The organism is Mesorhizobium sp. M7A.F.Ca.CA.001.10.2.1 (assembly GCF_003998575.1).
Lineage (GTDB): Bacteria > Pseudomonadota > Alphaproteobacteria > Rhizobiales > Rhizobiaceae > Mesorhizobium.
Map to the genome: position 1 here is coordinate 1 of NZ_RZQY01001010.1, position 1,428 is coordinate 1,428.

The following is a 1,428-nucleotide window of genomic DNA, read 5'->3' on the forward strand; positions in this document are numbered from 1 at the left end:
GTATTTGGCCAGCGCCTCGGCGCAGGCCGGATGATCGGCCAAAAGCTTGTGGCCGATATAGTGGAAATCGCCGACCAGCGGCACGTTGATACCAAGCCGCTGAAGCCGCTCATGAATGCGCGGCACGGCGGCGGCGCTCTCGTCGCGATCGACGGTGATGCGCACGATCTCCGAGCCGGCCCGGTGCAGCGCTGCGACCTGCGCAACCGTCTGGTCGATATCGGCCGTATCGGTGTTGGTCATCGATTGGACGATAACGGGCGCGCCGCCGCCGACGACCACGCCGCCGACATCGACGCCGACCGACGTGCGGCGGGGGAAAGGAGAGGAAAAATATCCGGTCATGCCGGCAGCCTTTTGTCTCTGGAGCATCTTGTGTCCTGCATGGACGCACAACGACGCCCCGGGCCGATGCGCTGAGGTCCGGGCATGAGGTGGAGGAGCAAAGATGGCTTGTCAATGGCGACAGGTCGCCACTGGCCGGAATCGCCCGCCGCCGGCGACCAGAAACAATCGATGATCTGGCGAAACGGGCGACGGCCGAAGCGGAGATTGAGCCGGGTGCAAGTCCAGCTTCGGCTGACAGACCGGTGCTGGAAAATCAAAACCCTCCACGCCGGCGGCGGGGTGCCGCCGGGAAAAGAGGCCGCGGATATTGGGCGGCTATGTCAGGAGGGCGTCAATGCGTGGTCGGTTTGCCTCTTAGTTTTTCAATCTCGTCCTTGAGTGCCAGCTTGCGTCGCTTGAGATTCACGATTTCGAGGTCGTCGACCGATGGATGATTCATCGCGTCATCGATTTCACGTTCGATGTCGCCGTGTTTCCGCTGCAACTCATCAAGATGGGATGCAAGAGACATGATTGGTTCTCCCTTTCATGGTTTTCCTCGATTGCAACCGTCACGGCGCGTCCACCGCAGGTTCGCTTCTGTGACGGCACGGTGACAGTGTGTCACCTTCCGCGGGCGATGTCGAATGATCCGTGGTAGCATTCCACGACACCTTGAAATGTGATATGGGCTGCACGCCGGTGACAAAACACCCGGTCCCGCCCAATCAGGCCCAGTTTTGGGCGCCGCAGACGTGCAGACGGTAGAGAATGTCCGATCAGGAACAGGCCGATATTCGCCTCGAATTTTCCCGCCTGAAGCAGGAACACGCCGATTTCGATGCCGCCATCAACGCGATGATCGCCATGGCCTGCGATCCGCTGCAGATCCAGCGCATGAAGAAGAAGAAGCTGTTCCTCAAGGATCGGCTGATGGCGCTGGAAGACAAGATCATTCCCGACATTATTGCATGAACTGGCATTCGCTCGTTCGCATGCCTAGGCTGCGATCGAAAGTCTCGCGGCACGATCACGCAGCAGGCCGATAAGTTCGCCGGTCCGCTCCTCGGACGTATCGATGGGGACCACCAGGCACATGGT

General features: G+C 60.2%; 3 protein-coding genes. 1 reads left to right on the forward strand and 2 read right to left on the reverse strand.

Going from position 1 to position 1,428, the window contains the following annotated elements; all coding sequences use genetic code 11:
* The coding region (locus EN964_RS34505) for a flavodoxin-dependent (E)-4-hydroxy-3-methylbut-2-enyl-diphosphate synthase (protein WP_164776385.1) at window positions 1-345 on the reverse strand (345 nt) is incomplete at its 3' end.
* Between the two features lie 334 nt (window positions 346-679).
* Window positions 680-859: a YdcH family protein gene (locus tag EN964_RS34510; protein ID WP_013529217.1), complete on the reverse strand. Its 180-nt coding sequence runs from the start codon at window positions 857-859 to the stop codon at window positions 680-682.
* 239 nt (window positions 860-1,098) lie between these two features.
* Here EN964_RS34510 and EN964_RS34515 point away from each other — a divergent pair, with 239 nt between their 5' ends.
* Window positions 1,099-1,302, forward strand: a complete 204-nt coding sequence (locus tag EN964_RS34515; protein WP_013529216.1) for a YdcH family protein — start codon at window positions 1,099-1,101, stop codon at window positions 1,300-1,302.
* Window positions 1,303-1,428: the final 126 nt, after the last annotated feature.

Coding starts and splice junctions, on each gene's coding strand:
- EN964_RS34510 (WP_013529217.1), bottom strand. CDS start 859: ATGTCTCTTGCATCCCATCTTGATGAGTTGCAGCGGAAACACGGCGAC.
- EN964_RS34515 (WP_013529216.1), top strand. CDS start 1,099: ATGTCCGATCAGGAACAGGCCGATATTCGCCTCGAATTTTCCCGCCTG.